At 58.8% G+C, this 15165-nt stretch carries 18 protein-coding genes; 15 read left to right on the forward strand and 3 right to left on the reverse strand.

What is annotated here, in order from left to right; all coding sequences use genetic code 11:
• Positions 1-39 precede the first annotated feature (39 nt).
• The 3 genes from hisF to BANAN_RS03905 all read left to right on the forward strand — a co-directional run bounded on the left by hisF (position 40) and on the right by BANAN_RS03905 (position 2867).
• Entirely contained in the window at positions 40-810 is a 771-nt protein-coding gene (gene hisF / locus BANAN_RS03895) for an imidazole glycerol phosphate synthase subunit HisF (RefSeq protein ID WP_014697629.1), read from the forward strand.
• A gap of 81 nt (positions 811-891) precedes the next feature.
• Positions 892-1305, forward strand: a complete 414-nt coding sequence (hisI, locus tag BANAN_RS03900; protein WP_041777118.1) for a phosphoribosyl-AMP cyclohydrolase — start codon at positions 892-894, stop codon at positions 1303-1305.
• 2 nt (positions 1306-1307) lie between these two features.
• Positions 1308-2867 carry a chorismate-binding protein gene (locus tag BANAN_RS03905; protein WP_041776996.1) on the forward strand — a complete coding sequence of 520 codons (1560 nt, stop codon included), beginning with the start codon at positions 1308-1310 and terminating at the stop codon, positions 2865-2867.
• A gap of 77 nt (positions 2868-2944) precedes the next feature.
• On the opposite strand, the gene BANAN_RS03910 is transcribed toward BANAN_RS03905, so the two are convergent.
• Positions 2945-3535 (reverse strand): uracil-DNA glycosylase family protein, encoded by a 591-nt coding sequence (locus BANAN_RS03910; RefSeq protein WP_014697632.1) that lies wholly within the window; start codon positions 3533-3535, stop codon positions 2945-2947.
• Positions 3536-3774: 239 nt separating this feature from the next.
• Entirely contained in the window at positions 3775-3924 is a 150-nt protein-coding gene (locus tag BANAN_RS08435) for a hypothetical protein (RefSeq protein ID WP_014697633.1), read from the reverse strand.
• Between the two features lie 251 nt (positions 3925-4175).
• On the opposite strand from BANAN_RS08435, the gene BANAN_RS03915 reads away from it, so the two are divergent.
• The gene (locus tag BANAN_RS03915) at positions 4176-4820 is read left to right on the forward strand and encodes a ThuA domain-containing protein (protein WP_014697634.1); all 645 of its coding nucleotides are present in this window, start codon (positions 4176-4178) and stop codon (positions 4818-4820) included.
• The gene (locus BANAN_RS03920) at positions 4820-5641 is read left to right on the forward strand and encodes a sugar phosphate isomerase/epimerase family protein (RefSeq protein WP_080571629.1); all 822 of its coding nucleotides are present in this window, start codon (positions 4820-4822) and stop codon (positions 5639-5641) included. The genes BANAN_RS03915 and BANAN_RS03920 overlap by 1 nt, the downstream gene beginning before the upstream one ends.
• A gap of 75 nt (positions 5642-5716) precedes the next feature.
• On the opposite strand, the gene BANAN_RS03925 is transcribed toward BANAN_RS03920, so the two are convergent.
• A complete protein-coding gene (locus BANAN_RS03925; RefSeq protein WP_014697636.1) occupies positions 5717-6022 on the reverse strand; it encodes a hypothetical protein in 306 nt (101 codons plus the stop codon).
• 254 nt (positions 6023-6276) lie between these two features.
• Between BANAN_RS03925 and BANAN_RS03930 the strand changes: the two genes are divergently transcribed.
• The 10 genes from BANAN_RS03930 to BANAN_RS03975 all read left to right on the forward strand — a co-directional run bounded on the left by BANAN_RS03930 (position 6277) and on the right by BANAN_RS03975 (position 15159).
• Positions 6277-8361: a bifunctional indole-3-glycerol phosphate synthase/tryptophan synthase subunit beta gene (locus BANAN_RS03930; protein ID WP_014697637.1), complete on the forward strand. Its 2085-nt coding sequence runs from the start codon at positions 6277-6279 to the stop codon at positions 8359-8361.
• Between the two features lie 25 nt (positions 8362-8386).
• On the forward strand, positions 8387-9256 hold the full coding sequence (gene trpA, locus BANAN_RS03935; protein ID WP_014697638.1) for a tryptophan synthase subunit alpha: 870 nt from the start codon (positions 8387-8389) through the stop codon (positions 9254-9256).
• A gap of 96 nt (positions 9257-9352) precedes the next feature.
• On the forward strand, positions 9353-10291 hold the full coding sequence (gene lgt, locus BANAN_RS03940; RefSeq protein ID WP_014697639.1) for a prolipoprotein diacylglyceryl transferase: 939 nt from the start codon (positions 9353-9355) through the stop codon (positions 10289-10291).
• 54 nt (positions 10292-10345) lie between these two features.
• A complete protein-coding gene (gene rpe / locus BANAN_RS03945) occupies positions 10346-11011 on the forward strand; it encodes a ribulose-phosphate 3-epimerase (protein WP_004217990.1) in 666 nt (221 codons plus the stop codon).
• A gap of 96 nt (positions 11012-11107) precedes the next feature.
• The gene (locus BANAN_RS03950) at positions 11108-11371 is read left to right on the forward strand and encodes a phosphoribosyl-ATP diphosphatase (RefSeq protein WP_004217988.1); all 264 of its coding nucleotides are present in this window, start codon (positions 11108-11110) and stop codon (positions 11369-11371) included.
• Between the two features lie 63 nt (positions 11372-11434).
• Positions 11435-12286: an ATP phosphoribosyltransferase gene (hisG, locus tag BANAN_RS03955; RefSeq protein ID WP_014697640.1), complete on the forward strand. Its 852-nt coding sequence runs from the start codon at positions 11435-11437 to the stop codon at positions 12284-12286.
• A gap of 20 nt (positions 12287-12306) precedes the next feature.
• On the forward strand, positions 12307-12945 hold the full coding sequence (locus BANAN_RS03960) for a CDP-alcohol phosphatidyltransferase family protein (RefSeq protein WP_014697641.1): 639 nt from the start codon (positions 12307-12309) through the stop codon (positions 12943-12945).
• Positions 12946-12968: 23 nt separating this feature from the next.
• Positions 12969-13946, forward strand: a complete 978-nt coding sequence (locus BANAN_RS03965; RefSeq protein ID WP_080571630.1) for a DUF881 domain-containing protein — start codon at positions 12969-12971, stop codon at positions 13944-13946.
• Entirely contained in the window at positions 13946-14278 is a 333-nt protein-coding gene (locus BANAN_RS03970) for a small basic family protein (RefSeq protein WP_004217983.1), read from the forward strand. The genes BANAN_RS03965 and BANAN_RS03970 overlap by 1 nt, the downstream gene beginning before the upstream one ends.
• 2 nt (positions 14279-14280) lie before the next feature.
• A complete protein-coding gene (locus tag BANAN_RS03975; protein WP_014697643.1) occupies positions 14281-15159 on the forward strand; it encodes a DUF881 domain-containing protein in 879 nt (292 codons plus the stop codon).
• Positions 15160-15165 lie beyond the last annotated feature (6 nt).

Consider the following 15165-nt stretch of genomic DNA (forward strand, 5'->3'; position numbering starts at 1 on the left):
ACGGTATGCAAGTCCCAAGATGAAACGGAGAGCATGAGCATGTCGTTGGCGGTACGTGTGATTCCCTGCCTGGATGTCGATGACGGACGTGTGGTCAAGGGCGTTCATTTCGAAAACCTCAGGGATGCCGGGGATCCAGTGGAGCTCGCGGCGGAATATTACCGTCAGGGGGCCGATGAGCTCACGTTCCTCGATGTGACCGCCTCGAGCTCGCATCGTCAGACTATGGTCGACGTCGTCACGCGCACCGCGGAACAGATTTTCATTCCGCTCACGGTCGGAGGAGGCGTGCGCACGCCCGAAGATGTCGATTCGTTGCTGCGTTGCGGTGCAGACAAGGTGAGCGTGAACACCGCGGCCATTAACGATCCGACGCTGATCAGCCGCGTTGCCGAGCGTTTCGGCAATCAGGTGCTGGTGCTGTCGGTGGATGCCCGGCGTGAGCGTGGGGAGCAGCATACGCAATCCGGATTCGAGGTCACGACGATGGGTGGCCGTAAATCCACCGGCATCGACGCCCTGTGGTGGGCGAGACGTGCCGAGGAGCTTGGTGCCGGCGAGGTGCTGCTCAATTCGATGGATGCGGATGGCACGCAGCAGGGCTTCGATCTGGAGATGATCCGTGCAATGCGCGAGGTGGTGTCGATTCCGATCATCGCCTCCGGAGGCGCAGGAAAAGCACAGGATTTCCCGCCTGCCATCGCCGCCGGCGCGGACGCCGTACTTGCCGCATCAATCTTCCACTACGGCAAGGTGACAATCGGCGAGGTCAAGGACGAGTTGCGCCGTGCCGGCTACGCCGTGCGCTAGAGAGGCCAAGGGGATGCTCTGGATACTCCCCAGCCATCAATTGAATGAACATGAATGAACACCGACAGCATTGGAGCAGGCATGAGTTGTGAATCTGAAATCGTATACGACAACACCAAGACGCTGGATCAGCGTATCAAGGACCGTCTCAAATATGACGACAAGGGGCTGGTCTGCGCCGTCGTCCAACAATACGACACCCATGAGGTGCTCATGGTGGGGTACATGGACGATGAGGCATTGCGCCGAACCCTTACCACTGGTCGAGTCACGTTCTGGTCGCGATCGCGGCAGGAATACTGGCGCAAAGGAGATACGTCCGGTCATGTGCAGTATGTGAAGGGTCTCAGCCTGGATTGCGACGGCGACGCCATTCTCGTGGAAGTGGATCAGGTGGGCGCTGCATGCCACACCGGCAAGCGCAGCTGCTTCGACGAGGGTGGGCCGTTGCCGGTGGTCATGGGCGAGCGCGAACCTCAGGAGGAGGCAGAGTGAGCATGCAGGACTCCAGCAGTGTGAAGAATCTGGGTTGGGGGGAAACCTGGCCGTCGCGCGAGCGGTTCCATGAACTTGCCGGTGAAGGGTACCGCATCATCCCCATCGTGCGAAGGATCCTTGCCGATTCGTTGACCCCCGTGGGGTTATATGAACGTCTTGCAGGGCACCGGTCGGGGACCTTCATTCTCGAATCCGCCGAGACTAATGGCACCTGGAGTCAGTACAGCTTCATCGGCGTCAATTCCATGGCGCAGCTGCGTTCGAATCAAGGCGAGGCCGACTGGCTGGGAAAGGTACCTGCCGGTGTTCCTCTCACCGGAGATGTCATCGATGTGGCGCGTGCGACACTCGATGTGCTCAGATCGCCGAAAGTGGAGGGCCTGCCGAATCTGACCAGTGGGCTGGTGGGCAATGTCGGCTGGGATGCCATTCGACATTGGGAACCGACGTTGCCTGCGAATGCGCCCGATGAGACCGAGCAGCCCGAGCTCACGTTGGCTTTGGCCACCGACATTGCCGTGGTGGACCACAAGACGGGATCCGTGTGGCTCATCGCCAATGCCGTGAACGTGGACGACAAGCCGACCCGTGCCGATGCCGCTTACAACGAGGCGGTCGCGCGCGTCGGGCAGATGGAGATCCAGGCCGCGACTCCGGCACAGGACGAATTCCGCGTCAACGTCGTAGACACATCCATTCCCCAACCGCAGCTGCGCTTCCGGACGGCGAAGGAAGATTTCATCACGATGGTCGAACGATCCCGCCGGCACATCATTGACGGAGACGTGTTCCAGGTGGTGGGCTCGCAGCGTCTCGACATCGATTCGCCGGCCGATCCCTTTGACGTCTACCGTGTACTGCGCACGCTCAACCCGAGTCCATACATGTACTTCATGACGCTCACCGACGCGAAGGGCCGTGATTTCAACGTGATCGGATCTTCTCCGGAGACACTCATCAAAGTCGACAACGGATTGGCGATGAGTTTCCCGATTGCGGGGTCACGCCCGCGAGGCAAGACCCCGGAGGAGGATGAACGTCTCCATGACGAGTTGCTTGCGGATCCGAAGGAGCGCAGTGAGCACATCATGCTCGTCGATCTGGCCCGCAACGACCTGAGTCGTGTCTGTGAGCCGGAATCGGTGGAGGTGGTTTCCCTGATGGATGTGTTGCGCTACAGCCACATCATGCACATCTGTTCCACCGTCACCGGACGTGTGCTGCCGGGACTTTCCGTGATGGACGTGTTCACGTCGGCATTCCCGGCAGGTACGTTGTCGGGCGCGCCGAAGCCCAAGGCCATCGAACTCATCGATCAGATGGAACCAGCGGATCGCGGCATATACGGGGGCACCGTCGGTTATTTCGATTTCTCCGGCAATATGGACATGGCCATTGCAATCCGAACCGCATTCATTCGCGATCACAAGGCGAGTGTGCAGGCGGGAGCCGGTCTGGTGCTCGACTCCGTTCCGGAGAACGAATGGATGGAGACGCGCAACAAAGCGGGCGCGAGCGTCGAGGCGATCAAAATCGCCGCACAACTCAAACAGGTGTGAGCGCCCGCATGTCGAAGTCCCCTGTATTCGCCGTCACAACGAATACAGGGGACTTACACCACTGGAATTGAGCGATTTCACTTGCCGAGGATGGCATGCACATGCTCGCGCAGTGCCGGCACCACCGTCCCATCGAACCACGGATGCTCGGTGCGCCAGATGTCGGTACGGCCCGACGGATGCACAATCGGGAAGTACTTGGGCAGGTATTCCTGGAAGTTCTTCACCGTGTCCTCGAGACGCGCCTTCGACCATTGATTGAGGTAGTACTTCACGGCATACGATCCGGCCAGAATCGTCAACTTGACATCCGGCAGCAGCTTCATGATCGCGGGATGGTAGGTTGGGGCGACCCACTCGCGCGGCTCCTCCATGCCCTTGTCTCCAGGCACGTCGCCAAGATAGTAGAAGTCCATCGGCACGAGTGCGAACTTTCCGGAATCGTAGAACGTCTCTTTGTCCACATCGAGCCATTTGCGCAGGGTATCACCGCTGCGGTCGTCCCAGCACAGGCCGCGCGTCTGCGCGTCCAGGCTCGGTGATTGCCCGACTATCGTGATGAGCGCGGTGGACGGCGCCGAGAAAACCGGCTTCTCGCCGCGCTTCGTGAACTCCGCGTCACACGGGTCGTCCATGATCTGCTTGGTTATCGATTCAATCGTTTCCATATACACTCCTTAGCATGCCTCCACCAGACCGGCTTAGCACGTTCTGGGCGAACCGGCGCAGAAACGTGGCCCACTTCCGCCGACGGCGTCACGCGGAGCGCCCCGTCGAATAGGACTCGGGCGTAATCGAGCATGGGGTGGCAGCTGATTGCCCGGAACACTCTGCGGTTCAAAAGGAAAAGGCGCGAACCTGAGGTTCACGCCTTTCATTGGATTCGAAGCGGTCTGGGGACGCGATGTCACTTGGACTGGTCCTCGTGATCCTTCTTGAGTTCGTCGAGCTTGGCCTCGGCCTTGCCCTTGAGCTCGCCGGCCTTCATTTTGACCTCGTCTGCCTTGACTTCGGCCTTGCCCTTGAGTTCACCGATCTTTTCAGCCATATCACTCATGATTGGCTCCTTTCGCTTGTGTGTGCCTTTGTGGCACTTCATCCATTACAGCATGTTCTGGGGTATGCCATTCCAGATTGTTCGGTAAGGACAATGTGGATTCTTGTCGCTGCCTGCGTCTACTCAGGGCCTACACGGCCGACCATTGCGATGGCGTATGCTGAGGATAGTCGATGGTCAGGGCGTTACGGAGGGCATATGATACGGGTGACAATCTGGAATGAATTCAAACACGATCGTGAGTACGAGGGGTGCACGCAATCTACCCCGACGGTATTCATACATGCCTGGCCCGTGCGCTTGGTGTGGATGCAGACCTGTCGGTTCGCACCGCCACTTTCGGGGAATCCGAGCATGGGCTCACCCAGTCCGTGCTTGACGACACCGATGTGCTGGTGTTCTGGAGTCATGCCCTGCAGACTGAATTCAGTGACGAGGTTGTCGCTCGTGTGCAACAGACCGTGCTCTCCGGCATGGGACTGGTAGCGCTGCATTCCGCCCACTTCAGCAAGGTGATGAAACTGCTCATGGGGACTTCGATGACGCTCAAGTGGAAACACGGGGAACATGAGAGACTGTGGTGCATCAACCCCACGCATCCGATTGCACAAGGTGTTCCCGAGTGCGTCGAATTGCCCGAGGAGGAGATGTACGGCGAATACTTCGACATGCCGAAGCCGGATGATGTCGTGTTCGCAGGCTGGTTCTCCGGTAGCCAGGTGTTCCGCAGCGGCTGCACATTCACCCGTGGATTGGGCAGAATCTTCTATTTCCAGCCGAGACATGAGGAATACCCGGTTTACCACAATCCGCAGATCCAGCGAATCATTGTGAACGCCGTGCATTGGTGTGCACCCATGTTGAGGCGACGTACTTTGGAATGTGAGGCCCTGTAATGCGAATCTCGGTGTTTTATGACCACATCCGCCAAGCCCATGAGCAGACCGCAATCCCGGTCAGTCAACTGCTCTGTCAAGCTGTAGACCTTGGAATCACTGGCATTGAACTCAACTATTCACAAGCTGTGTCGAGCGATGCGCTTGAGTTGATCACCGCAGCCGGCCTCAGCGTGAGCTGTCTGTGGGAATTCTATGACATGCCTTCGGCCGATGAGACCGCGCATATTGACCGACATGTCAGACTCGCAAAGGAACTCGGCTCGAAGATGCTGGTCGTTCCCGGCTTTCTCGATGATGCACAATCGCGTTCAATGGCGCCTCTTGTGCATCATTTCGAGGCCCTTGCGGATTTTCTGGGGCAGACCGAGGCCGCGGTTCGCATGCGTGACGGTCTGCGATATGCGAGCGAGGAGGGGAGGGGCAAAGGGGTCGCCGTCACGATTGAGGATTTCGACGACCGCAAGTCGACGATTTCGAACATCAATGGCTTGCGTTGGTACCTGGAGAATGTGCCCGAACTGGCGTTGATTTTCGACATGGGCAATTTCATTACCTTCGGCGAAGACGTTCTGTCGGCTTATGATCAGCTGCATGCCCGTATCGTCCATGTTCACTGCAAGGAGAGGGATTCGGAGGGGAATTCGGTGACTGCCGGCAGTGGGGTGATTCCGCAGGCGCGGATTCTGGAACGCCCTCGACTGAGTGGATATGATGGTGTGCTCGCCATAGAGCATTTCGACGTCGCGGACCAGCGAGAATCGATGCAGCGCAGCGCACGTTTCCTGCGGGAGGCTTGGAATGGGGTATGTCCTGCATGATGGGGACGACACGCCTGGAACATGAAAAAGAGACGTGGCGAACACGTCCCTTTCGATTGGAGGTAGCGGAAGGAATCAGCCGAGCTGGGTGCCGAAGCGCTCGTTGAGCTCCACCTGATCCTCGGTGGCCTGGGCTTCCTTGGCGGCTGCCTTGCCCTCTGCCTTGTCCTTCTTGTCGTCGGCCTTGTCGGTGATCTTCTCGAGCTTGGCATCCGGGTCGTCGGCGGCCTTGACGATTTTCTCGTCCTCCTTGGCAATCACCTTGGCGGCATGGTCCTCGGCGCGCTCGGCACGCTTTTCGTCGCGCTCCGCCTTGTGCACCTCGTGCTTCTCCTCCATGTGATCCTTGAACTCCTCGAAATGTTCCTTGATGTCTGCCATAATCGGCTCCTTTCATCAGCGGTATAGGCTATGTCTAATTAGACCACCATTCGGCAGTGGGGAACCGGCATTCCACTCTTGAGCGAAATTCCCCTGCCGCATCGAATGCGGTGGTATGTGCCGGGATATCGCCGTGCCACCGATGGAAGGGCGGCGACCACGATTCAGACGTCGACATGCGTTCGCCACCTGCATTCCGTTACAGTGACTGTGACGGGAAGGGCCCGTTGAGCCATCGCATCCCAAGGAGGAGCATGTCGGTTTTGGATGAACTGGTAGCGGGGGCACTCGAAGACAAGTGCGACCGTGAACGCGTAACGTCGTTGGAAGAGCTCAAGGCCCGGGTTGCCTTGGCTCCGGCTCCCCTCGACGCGAAACGATGGCTTAGGCGTCCCGACGGTATTCCGGTGATTGCCGAAATAAAGCGTGCCTCGCCGTCGAAAGGGCATCTCATCGATATAGAAGACCCCGCCACTTTGGCCCGACAATACGAACAAGGCGGTGCGAGCGCAATCTCGGTGCTCACTGAGGGCCGCAGGTTCCTCGGGTCTCTTGACGATGTCGATGCCGTACGTGCCGCCGTGCACATCCCGGTGCTTCGGAAGGATTTCATCACCACGGATTACCAGATCTGGGAGGCGCGTGCGCATGGAGCGGATATCGTGCTGCTCATCGTCGCGGCGCTCGACGACACACAGCTGGCGCATCTGCTGAAGCTCACGCATGAACTCGGTATGACCGCCCTGGTCGAAACGCATACCCGTGAGGAAATCGAGCGGGCCATCGCGGCCGGCGCGCGTGTGATCGGCATCAATGCGCGCAATCTGAAGGATTTGCGTGTCGATGTGGGCAAATACACCGAGCTGGCGAGCAATCTGCCCGAAGATGTGATCAAGGTGGCCGAGTCCGGTGTATTCGGCGCCGTTGAAGTTGAGGATTATGCCCGCGCCGGAGCCGACGCTGTTCTGGTAGGAGAGGGCGTGGCCACCGCCGATGACCCGCGGCTGGCCGTGGAACGATTAGTGAAGGCAGGAGAACGCGTGAAAGCTTCTGAAACCACCCCATTGAGCGAACATCATGGCCCGTATTGGGGGCAGTTCGGCGGCCGCTATGTGCCGGAGGCGCTTATCACCGCCCTCGATGAATTGCAGCGTGTGTACGACGACGCGAAAGATGATCCCGAATTCCACAAGGAGCTCGCCACACTCAATAAGCGCTATGTTGGACGGCCTTCACCGCTCACCGAGGCGCCGCGATTCGCCGAACGCATCAAGGAACGCACCGGACTCGACGCTAGAGTGTTCCTCAAGCGCGAGGACCTCAACCACACTGGTGCCCATAAGATCAATAATGCGATCGGGCAGGCACTGCTCGTCAAACGCATGGGCAAGACCCGCGTGATCGCGGAGACCGGAGCAGGACAGCACGGCGTTGCTACAGCCACCGTGTGTGCGATGCTCGGCCTCAAGTGCCGCATCTACATGGGGCAGATCGACGCACGGCGGCAGGCGCTCAATGTGGCACGCATGCGCATGCTGGGAGCCGAGGTGGTCGAAGTGACGCTCGGCGATCGCATTCTCAAGGACGCCATCAACGAGGCGCTGCGTGATTGGGTCACCAACGTCAAAGACACCCACTATCTGCTTGGTACCGTCGCAGGTCCTCATCCATTCCCGGAGATGGTGCGTGACTTCCAGAAGATCATAGGTGAGGAGGCAAAGGAGCAGCTGGCACAGTGGTACGGCATCGATCATCCCGATGCAATCTGCGCCTGCGTGGGCGGTGGCTCCAATGCCATTGGCATCATGAACGCCTTCCTCGACGATCCGCGCGTCAACCTCTATGGTTTCGAGGCTGGCGGCCATGGGCCGAACTCCGGCCAGCATGCCATCCGTTTCGCATCTGGAACCGGTGAACTCGGCATGTTCCAGGGGGCCAAAAGCTACCTGCTTGAGAACTCTGAGGGACAGACCCTTGACACCTACTCGATTTCTGCAGGCCTCGACTATGCGTCCGTTGGCCCTGAACATGCATGGCTCAAGGAAATCGGACGCGTGAACTATTCATGGGCGACCGATGAGGAAGCGATGAGCGCGTTCAAGGATCTGTGCGAGACCGAAGGCATCATTCCAGCTATCGAGAGCTCCCATGCCGTCGCCGGCGCCTATAAAGCGGCGCGGGATCTCAAGGAGAAGGGCTATGAGCATCCGGTGATGATTGTGAACATCTCCGGACGCGGCGACAAGGACATGAACACCGCCGGCAAATGGTTCGGATATCTCACCGACGAGCAGGCAGCCGCACTCGAGGCGAACGGTGCGACCGGCAACAACGCGTGAACGAGTAAGTGGAATAGGAGCAGATATGACCGAATACAACACCACGCCAAGCGGGCAGCCGCTCGGAATCAGCCATCGTCTCAGCCCATGCCGCGAGCTGTTCACACGGTTCAAAGCGCAGAACAAGCCTGCGTTCATTGGATACCTGCCATTCGGATTCCCCACGATGGAACAGTCACTTGAGGCCTTCGCCACGATGGTCGAGAACGGTGCCGACATCGTCGAGATAGGACTGCCGTATTCCGATCCAGTGATGGACGGCCCGGTGATCCAGGCCGCCAGCCAGATCGCCCTGAACAATGGCGAGCGCATAGCCGATGTGTTCAAAGCCGTGGAAACGGTGGCCAACGCCGGTGGAGTGCCGCTCATCATGAGTTATTGGAACCTCATCTACCATTATGGGGTCGAACACTTTGCCGCTGATTTCGCGAATGCAGGAGGCGCAGGCCTTATCACCCCCGATCTCATTCCCGACGAGGCGGGGGAGTGGATCGAGGCGTCTGACCGCCATGGGCTCGATCGCATCTTCCTTGTTTCCCCCGACTCCACCGATGAGCGTCTGCGGGTGGTGTGCGAAAACGACCGAGGATTCGTCTATGCGGCATCGCGCATGGGCGTGACTGGTGAACGGTCGAGTCTGGGGACTTCCCCGGAGGACCTCGTGGCCCGGACCCACAAGGCGGGGGCCGAGAATGTGTGCGTGGGCATCGGCGTCTCCACCGCCGCTCAAGGCAAGGCCGTCGGGCAGTATGCAGACGGGGTCATCGTTGGATCCGCCTTGGTCCACACACTGCTCACCGAGGACGGCGATGCACGTGAGCTCACCTCAGGTCTGGCTGCATTGGCGGCCAAGACCGCAGAACTCGCCGAGGGAATCCACAACGCCCGCCTGTAGTGGCACGCTATTGGTTGGCGACCGGGACAATGAATCCGGCTGCCAACCAATACCGGTCCTATGCCGATATCGGTTCTCCACGCTATATTCGAGCATATGACGACTCTTGCCTACATTCCCTCGCCATCCATCTCCCAATTCCATGTGGGATCGCTGACGATTCACATCTATGCGTTGACGATGCTGCTGGGCATCATTGCCGCGGTATGGATCACCGGTGAACGTTGGAAGAGACTTGGAGGCACTTTCGACCAGATCTTCGATACCACCCTGGTGGCGGTACCATGTGGCATCGTCGGTGCACGCCTCTACCACATCATCACCACGCCGGAGCGTTTCTTCGGCCCGAATGGCGACTGGGTTGAGATGTTCCGCATATGGAACGGCGGTCTCGGCATCTGGGGCGCCATCCTATGCGGCGCACTGGGCGCATGGGCATGGTGCCGCCATAAGCATTATCCGATGGCGTTGCTGGCGGATTCCATTGCGCCTGCGCTGCTTGTGGCTCAGGCGATCGGTCGCCTTGGCAACTGGTTCAACCAGGAGCTGTACGGCAAGCCCACCACGCTGCCATGGGGGCTCAAGCTCAACACGAATGGCAGTGCCATAGGCAACAGTGAGACCTGCTATGACGGGGCGACCTGCCCGACCGGCACGTTGTTCCATCCGACCTTCCTGTATGAGATGATATGGAATCTCATCGGAGCCGCCCTGATCATCTGGATCGGCCACCGGCTTGCGAACAGGCTCAAGGCCGGATCCCTGTTCGCGCTGTATGTGATGTGGTACACCCTTGGGCGCACCTGGATCGAGATGCTGCGCATCGACTTCTCCCACGAGATCCTCGGACTGCGCGTCAACGTATGGGTGTCAATCATTGTGTTCATGCTCGGAGCCGTCGCCTTCATCGTCATCCAGCGAGTGGGAAGTCCCACCCAGCTTCTCAGCGACAAGCTGCATGCCCAGACCGAATTGGAAGCCAGACAGGAGCAGTCGACGCAGGCTGCAGGTGGCTCCGGCCGCAATGCGGGCTGAATATGGCCGCTCAGACGTCTCACCTAGTCGATTACTGTATTTAGAATGGCAACCATGGATATTAAAATCGCACCAAGCATTCTATCTGCGGATTTCTGCAATCTCGAACGCGATCTCGAGCGCATTTCGAATGCGGACATGGTTCACGTCGATGTGATGGACCACCACTTTGTCCCGAATCTGACCATTGGCGAACCGGTTGTCAAGCGCATCTGCGAGGTCACCGATCTGCCGGTCGATGTGCATCTCATGATTGACGATCCGGATCGCTGGGCTCCTGGCTATGCGGAGCGTGGCGCTCATTCGGTCACCTTCCACATGGGGGCCACCCATGCGCCGGTGCGTCTGGCACGCCAACTGCACGACATGGGATGCGAGGCATGGTTCGCCGTACGTCCCGCCGAGCCGGTCGAACCGATCTTCGACATTCTCGAGGAATTCGACACCATTCTCATCATGACGGTGGAACCGGGATTCGGTGGCCAGAAGTTCCTCGCCAACCAGATGGGCAAGGTGCGCCGCCTGCGTGACGAAATCACACGTCGTGGCCTTGACACGAACATTCAGGTCGATGGTGGCGTAAGCCCGAAGACGGCAGCAACCGTGGCTCAGGCTGGCGCGAATATTCTCGTCGCTGGATCCGCAGTCTATGGTGCCGCTGATCCAGCCAAGGCGATCAACGAGATTCGCGACACGGCCGCCGCCGCCTACCGCGACTGATTCGCAACTTGCCGCACGTCGAAACGGCGTGCGGCACATTCATGCCCATACCACGTGCCACACTGGGTAGCACGTGTACGTTCGATTAAGGAAACCATGAAGACATTCGAGTCGCTGTTCGCCGAACTCAGCGAAAAGGCCGCCAACCAGACCCCAGGTTCACTCACCGTGGACGAACTTGGCAAAGGCACCCATTTCATTGGCAAGAAGATCATCGAAGAGGCGGGCGAGACCTGGATCGCCGCCGAATACGAGGGTGCCGAGCGCACCGCCGAGGAGATGAGCCAGCTCATCTACCATCTGCAGGTCATGATGATCGACCGTGGCATCACCCTCGACGACATCTACAAGAACCTGTAAGCAAATACCCGCTGGGGCGTCGGTCGCATGCGGCGCAAGCGTGGGGAGGAAGTTGGAGGAATCATGCTGAGAATCGCAGTGCCAAACAAGGGCATGCTTTCCGAGCCGGCATGGGCCATGCTGTCTGAGGCCGGATACACGTTGCGGAGCAACCCACGCCAACTGGTGGTGGAGGACCCCGACAACGACGTCGAACTGTTCTACCTTCGTCCACTGGACATCGCAGTGTACGTGGGCATGGGCACCATCGACGTGGGTATCACCGGCCATGATCTGCTGCTCAACTCGGGCACTGATGCGCAGGAGGAGATGAACCTCGGTTTCGGAGGATCCACGTTCCGTTTCGCTGCGCCGCAGGACAGCCCGATCACCACGCTCGACGACGTCGAAGGCAAGCGGGTGGGTACCTCCTTCGACAAGCTTGTGCATGACTATCTGACCGAACATGGCATCAATGCGACGCCCATCCATTTGGATGGCGCGGTGGAATCCTCGGTGCAGCTTGGTGTGGCTGATTTGATCGCAGATGTCGTCTCCACGGGTACCACCCTGCGCAACGCCGGTCTGCGCATTTTCGGGGAGCCGATTCTGCACTCGGAAGCGGTGCTCATTCGCTCGCCGCGGCTGGACCCGCAGGACGAGCGCTTGGAACGGCTCGAGCGCCGCCTGCAGGGTGTGCTCACGGCCAAGCGCTATGTGCTCATGGACTTCGATATTCCCGTGGAGAAGATCTCCGCGGCCGTGCAGATCACACCCGGCTTCGAAAGCCCCACCATCTCGCCGCTTCACGACAAGCAGTGGGCGGCGGTGCGTGTCATGGTGCCGAAAGCCAAGGTGAATCAGCTCATGGATCAGTTGTATGAAGTCGGCGCGCGCGGCATCATCGTCACCGCCATCCAGGCGACGCGAATGTGAGTCGCTTGGATGTGACGCCTATGGATCTCAAAGAGAAGTTCAGCCGGAAGAAGTACAGTCCGGAACCGCGTGACGTGGTGTTCACCATACCGAATATCATCAGTCTGCTGCGCATCATCTCCATTCCGATCATCGCATGGCTCATCACCGAGCACAGCATGGTATGGGCACTGGTCGTGCTGGCGTTGTCGTTCGCCTCTGATGGGCTCGATGGTCTCATTGCGCGCAAATTCAATCAAGTGAGCAAGATCGGCCAGTTGCTCGATCCGATCGCCGACCGGTTGCTCATCCTGTGCTCCATTCTGGCACTCGGCATCTGCCATGTGGTGCCTTGGTGGATGCTCATTCTCGTGGCTTTGCGTGATGTGACGATGGCCGTGCTCACTGTGGTGCTCGCGCAACACAACTATGGGCCGCTTCCGGTGCACTTCGTGGGCAAGACAGGCACCGCAGTGCTCATGATCTCAATCGTCGGGCTCATGGTGGCCGACATAGAACGTCAGATGCCCGTATTCGAAATGCTGCACTATGCGGCTATCTCCTGTGCAATCTGGGGCATAGGACTGTACTGGATGGCCGGGATCCTGTATATGCGCCAGGGCATCGGACTCCTGCAGGCAGATGGACGTCATTGCGCTGTTCGAAACGCAGGCAGGTAGGTAATCAGAGAGAGGACGCACAGTTGACCCGCGAAAACGGCATGCCTGAAGTGTTCCCGGTGAGTGTTGAAGATCCACCGGTTCGCAGGCGTGCCGTTTTTTCATCCGCATACGCCCGCCTCGATTCACACCATACTGAGATAGTACGTGGCGGGATGATGCCGCCCCGGCGTCGAGGCAAACACTATGACGCCTCACTCCGGCTCATCGACGATCTGGTGAACCGTCCGATGGATGCCCTCTACAGCGATTCGAGACTGGTCACCAAACCGGATTCGAAACTCGCATTCTGGGGTACGCGCATTATCGTGCTCATCATATGCGTGGCCGTCGGATTCGCGGGATGCCTGTTCGTGCGCCTGCTCAACACCGATCCTCGCAAACAGGTACGCCAACAGTTGGCGTCGCAGCTTGAGGCGCAGAATACGCACATAGGCGAACTGGAGAAGCAGATTGCGGGTCTGCGCGCAGATGTGGACCGCCAATCGCAATCCGCATTGCCCTCCCAGGTGGAGCAGGAGGTACGGCGCAACGAAGCGGCTGCGGGCGCCACCGCGGTCGAAGGCGAGGGCATTGTGCTCACCATTGCCGACCCGATGGTGACAAACAGCAATGCGCAGGAAGGGGCACTGCCTCGAGAGAAATCAGCGAACCGATTGCGCGTGGTCACCGACACTGATCTGCAATTGCTCGTCTCGCTTATGTGGAAGGCGGGCGCCGAGGCGATCTCCATCAACGACAACAGGCTGGGGGTGCAGACGTCCATACGAACCGCAGGCAACTCCATACTCATTGGCACCACGCCGGTTTCAAGCCCATACCGCATTCAAGCCATCGGCAATAAGAACGAGCTTGCGAATAGAATGGGGCAGAGGGAGCTCTCGATGCTGTACCAGGAGTTCAAGGACGCCGGTATGACGTTGCAGACCAGCAAGGAGAATATGATTCGGCTCAAGGCGGCGACACCTGGCCAGGTTACATACGCGAAGGAGATACAGTAATGGCAGCAGTGCTCGGTCTGATCATCGGCGTGGTAGTCGGTCTGTTCGTGAAACCGGACATTCCGATTTGGCTCCAACCGTACCTTCCGATCATGGTGGTGGCGGCACTTGATGCGTTGCTTGGTGCGGCACGTGCCTACTTCGAGCGCAGCTTCTCCGACAAGGTGTTCGTGATCTCGTTCTTCTCCAATGTTGTCACCGCAACGCTCCTAGTGCTTCTGGGCAACCAGCTCGGCGTGGGTTCGCAACTCTCCACCGCCGTCATCGTCGTGCTTGGCATCCGCATCTTCTCCAACGTCTCGGCAATCCGTCGTTTCATTTTCCAGGGGTGAGCATGGGCGAAGCGAATGAGCACGAGAACAAACCGATTCAGTCAGCCGGGACGCCTCCTGAACCGCCCAGAGGCAGCCATGTGAAGAAAATCCTCTCTCAGCAGAAAAAAGACTGGCAGAACGACAAACTGCCAACTGGTGCATTTCCGGTGGTCAAGAAAGCGAAACCGAAGAAGCAGATTTCCGGACGCGCACAATCCATTCGCGCGCGGCTGCTGGCCAGTGTGCTTGTAGCGGCATTGTGCGCACTGCTGTCGTTCGGGTACGTGATTCAGGTGAACAATACGGATATGACGTATGAGACGATGACCGAGTCTGAACTCACCCGTATGCTCGGCGAGACGAACACGCAGGTACAGCGCCTTGAAGAGCGACGCACCGAGCTCAGCCGGCAGCTCACTTCGCTGCAGCAGGCAGCCGATAAGGAGGCCGAGGCGAACCGCATCGCCAAGGAGAACGAGGAGTCCAGCGGCATTCTCTCAGGTCGGCTTCCCGCGGAAGGTCCCGGCATCATCGTGCATATCTCCGCCGGCACCAAGGCCCCAATCGATGCAGCGACCATGTTCAACCTCATCGAGGAGCTGCGCAACGGAGGTGCAGAGGTCATTGCCATCAACGATGTGCGGGTGGTCACCTCCACCTACATCAGCGAAGGGGCGAATGGCCTCATATGTGACGGCAAGGCACTCAACGCGCCATACATCGTCAAGGCCATAGGAGAGCAGAACAACCTTGCGAATGCAGTGAACATGGCCGGTGGCGTCGGCTCGAGGCTCACGGTGAAATTCGGGGCGAGCGTGAACGTCGAGACGTCCGATGACGTGAAAATCACCCAGACGCAGCCGGTGACCGACTATAAGTACGCAAAGATTGTAGAATGAGGAGTT

The sequence above is a fragment of the Bifidobacterium animalis subsp. animalis ATCC 25527 genome (assembly GCF_000260715.1).
In the GTDB taxonomy this organism is placed as follows: Bacteria; Actinomycetota; Actinomycetes; order Actinomycetales; family Bifidobacteriaceae; genus Bifidobacterium; species Bifidobacterium animalis.